At 34.5% G+C, this 3,135-nt stretch carries 5 protein-coding genes; all 5 read left to right on the plus strand.

Going from position 1 to position 3,135, the window contains the following annotated elements:
* Positions 1-86: 86 nt before the first annotated feature.
* The 5 genes from AC220I_RS20510 to AC220I_RS20530 all read left to right on the plus strand — a co-directional run bounded on the left by AC220I_RS20510 (position 87) and on the right by AC220I_RS20530 (position 3,027).
* Entirely contained in the window at positions 87-962 is an 876-nt protein-coding gene (locus AC220I_RS20510) for an EamA family transporter (protein ID WP_486725729.1), read from the plus strand.
* An 86-nt stretch (positions 963-1,048) separates the two neighbouring features.
* On the plus strand, positions 1,049-1,480 hold the full coding sequence (locus tag AC220I_RS20515) for a hypothetical protein (RefSeq protein WP_486725730.1): 432 nt from the start codon (positions 1,049-1,051) through the stop codon (positions 1,478-1,480).
* Between the two features lie 129 nt (positions 1,481-1,609).
* On the plus strand, positions 1,610-1,993 hold the full coding sequence (locus AC220I_RS20520) for a VOC family protein (protein WP_486725731.1): 384 nt from the start codon (positions 1,610-1,612) through the stop codon (positions 1,991-1,993).
* A 15-nt stretch (positions 1,994-2,008) separates the two neighbouring features.
* Positions 2,009-2,368 (plus strand): MmcQ/YjbR family DNA-binding protein, encoded by a 360-nt coding sequence (locus tag AC220I_RS20525; RefSeq protein ID WP_486725732.1) that lies wholly within the window; start codon positions 2,009-2,011, stop codon positions 2,366-2,368.
* 83 nt (positions 2,369-2,451) lie between these two features.
* On the plus strand, positions 2,452-3,027 hold the full coding sequence (locus AC220I_RS20530) for a GNAT family N-acetyltransferase (RefSeq protein ID WP_486725733.1): 576 nt from the start codon (positions 2,452-2,454) through the stop codon (positions 3,025-3,027).
* Positions 3,028-3,135 lie beyond the last annotated feature (108 nt).

Here is a 3,135-nt window from a genome sequence, read left to right on the forward strand (position 1 = left end):
ATCTTGCGGATTCCTAAATAATACGTTATGATAAATAATAATCGAAAATACGTTCGCATTATAAATTTACAGCACAGGAGTATCATATGAAAAATAAAGTGTTTCTTGCGTATTTGGCCGTTTGCTTCTTTTGGGGCTCAACTTATCTTGCCATAAAAATAGGGGTTCAGGATATGCCGCCTATGTTCTTTGCGGGTACTAGGTTTTTAATAGCAGGTAGTGTGATGTTACTTTATGGAAAATTTAAAGGATATCCACTGCCTAAGGACTTTAAAACGATTAAGGACCTTTCCATTATTGGTCTATTGATGCTCCTTGGTGGTAATGGATTAATTGTCTATGCAGAACAGTGGGTTGATTCAAGCGTTGCCTCAATGATGGTGGCAACAATGCCACTTTTCATCGCATTATTAGATAAAATATTGATAAAATCTGTAGAACTCAATAAGTGGAGTTATGTAGGTTTATTAATTGGCTTTTATGGCGTTTACCAACTGATCTCGCCTTCAGGGATCAGTCCTGTCATGAGACTTCCTGATGCTGGTATTATCTTATTGGCAGTCTTTTTATGGTCACTTGGCTCTGTATATTCCACCATGGTTAAATCCGAGAGCTCAATCATCAATAAAATTGGAATTCAAATGATAGCAGGCGGTACAGGTCTTATGTTTGTCGCTGGTATAACAGGTGAATTAACCAGGATAACCTTTACACAGTCAAGCCTCTTGGCATTACTATATCTCATTATTTTTGGCTCACTTGTGGGTTACAGCAGTTATATATACGTACTGGCCAATTGGTCAGCAACTAAAGCAGGAACATATGCCTATATTAATCCTATCGTCGCAATTATGCTTGGCTTTATCATACTCAAGGAACCCATAACCTTTAAGATGATAACAGCTATGATTATCATCCTTTCTGGCGTCTTCATCGTTCAAAGATCTAAAATTAAGGTATAAAAATAAGCTTATTTATGTTATGATTTAAAACATATTCAATGTGATTACAATGATCACAAAGATATCTTTATGTTTAGGAGGCACACATGATTTTTAAACCCAACCAACTCAAGAACATGGCCATTATGGGCATTATATTGATATTACCAATTTTTCTTGGCATGGTCTTACCCAATATTGATCAGCGCATTATCTTTGGTCTTCCAACGATTTTACTTGTTATGTTTATCATTAAATGGCGAAGCAAACTCCAGTATGAAATCGAAAATGATCAACTAATCCTTATCAGTAGAGATGCTCGAAAAGTAATCCCAATTCACGAAATTGAAGCCATTCATTTGCACCAATGGATTTTATCACCTGTGACACAATACTTTGTAATCCATGATGGCAAAGAGATTGAAGTTGCTAAAGATCTGGTAAATGAAAAAGGTGAGTCTGTTATCGATGTATTAACTCGAAAATATGGCATTAAAGCAGAGCAAAAGGGTCGTGTTAAAATGATCGTAAAAAAATAAGCACATTCTTGACAGTCAAAATACAAAATGATATTCTTAAAGAAGAACATACGTTCTTCTTTTTTGTTAAATACAGTAAAATTTGAATTTATTTTAGTAATTAAAAATATACATACAATGGAGGATTATATGAAAAGTCAAATCGCACTTGTAACCATCTGGACAGATCAAATCGATCAAATGAGAGCGTTTTACCATGATATTATGGGATTTAATATTAAATTAGATCTAGGAAACTATGTTGAGTTTCACAATGAAGGTGTTAGGTTTGCAATTTGTATGCGAGAAGTTATGTATGAGTTTGATTCTAAGTTCAAAGAGCCGACAAATGGGCTTGCTTTTGAGCTAGCTTTTCCATGTGATACGATTGAAGAGGTTGATGATACGTATGAAATGCTTATGGGAAAAGGGGTAAAAGGTATACAGCCACCTAAAAATATGCCTTGGAATCAAAGAACAGCTCTATTTGCGGACCCTGAAGGAAATATACACGAAATCTTTTGTGAGCTATAATCAGGAGGTAAAACGATGAATTATCCATGGCTTGATGAATACTGTAAATCAAAAAAAGGAAGTGTACATGATTTTAAAGTAGAATGGGGAGTCGATCGCTATACAATAAATGGAAAGATGTTTGCTATGGTTGGTGGCGATAAGAACGGAGTCCCTATTATCACCCTAAAAGGTTATCCTCTTGAAAATATTGCACTGAGAGAAAATTATTCTGATATCATACCTGGTTATTATATGAACAAAGAACATTGGAATTCAGTTTACTTAGAAGGAAAAGTGCCTGATGAATTGCTAAAAAAAATGATTGATGATGCACATCTTTTAATATTACAAAGTTTATCTAAAAAGCAACAAAAGGAAATAGAAGCTTTATAGGATTATAGGTTTCGAGCATAATCATTTTGGTATAAATATAATGAAAGATAAAGATTCTTATCATTATAGAGAGAGGTGAAACTATGAAACCTTTAAAGTTAGACAATTATTACTGGCAAAATGATCATGTTATTTTAAGAGCATTAAAAGATGAAGATTGGGAGTTCCATTATTATAATCGCTTCGATACGCCTGGTAGAAGACTGATCAATTATGAAGTTGAACTTCCCCCAACAGAGCAGGAATCAAAGGATTTCTCAGAACAGTTCAAAAATTTTACAGTGACTTTAGAGAGAATCATGTTTGCCATCGAAGACCTAAAGGGCAACACTGTTGGGGCCATCAACATAAATTCAATTGATGAAAGAAACGGTACCTTTAGTATTGGTCTGCTGATTGATCAGGATCATCGAGCCCAAGGCTTTGGAACCGCAGCCATGAAAATTCTTTTGAATTATGCTTTTTTTGAAAGACGCCTAAATAAATACTATGGCTCAGTTCTTGACGACAATGCTCACTCTGCTAATATGCTGAAAAAGCTAGGATGTCTCGAAGAGGGCGTTCGTACACAAATGGTATATACAGATGGAAAATATCACGATATCATCCTATTTGGATTAACAAGAGAAGAGTATGAAAGACATGACCATATGAAATAGGATTATATTTTAGTCTTCACTCTGAACCCAAAATATCACAAGCTATAATAGTCTCAATGGTTGACGTATTTATATTACGTCAACCATTGTTTTTTTGATAAGTGATCA

Source organism: Fusibacter sp., assembly GCF_057447755.1.

What these genes read in the sequence shown, in the direction of transcription:
- AC220I_RS20525 (WP_486725732.1), top strand. Translation starts at nt 2,009, where the DNA reads ATGAATTATCCATGGCTTGATGAATACTGTAAATCAAAAAAAGGAAGT.
- AC220I_RS20530 (WP_486725733.1), top strand. Translation starts at nt 2,452, where the DNA reads ATGAAACCTTTAAAGTTAGACAATTATTACTGGCAAAATGATCATGTT.
- AC220I_RS20520 (WP_486725731.1), top strand. Translation starts at nt 1,610, where the DNA reads ATGAAAAGTCAAATCGCACTTGTAACCATCTGGACAGATCAAATCGAT.
- AC220I_RS20510 (WP_486725729.1), top strand. Translation starts at nt 87, where the DNA reads ATGAAAAATAAAGTGTTTCTTGCGTATTTGGCCGTTTGCTTCTTTTGG.
- AC220I_RS20515 (WP_486725730.1), top strand. Translation starts at nt 1,049, where the DNA reads ATGATTTTTAAACCCAACCAACTCAAGAACATGGCCATTATGGGCATT.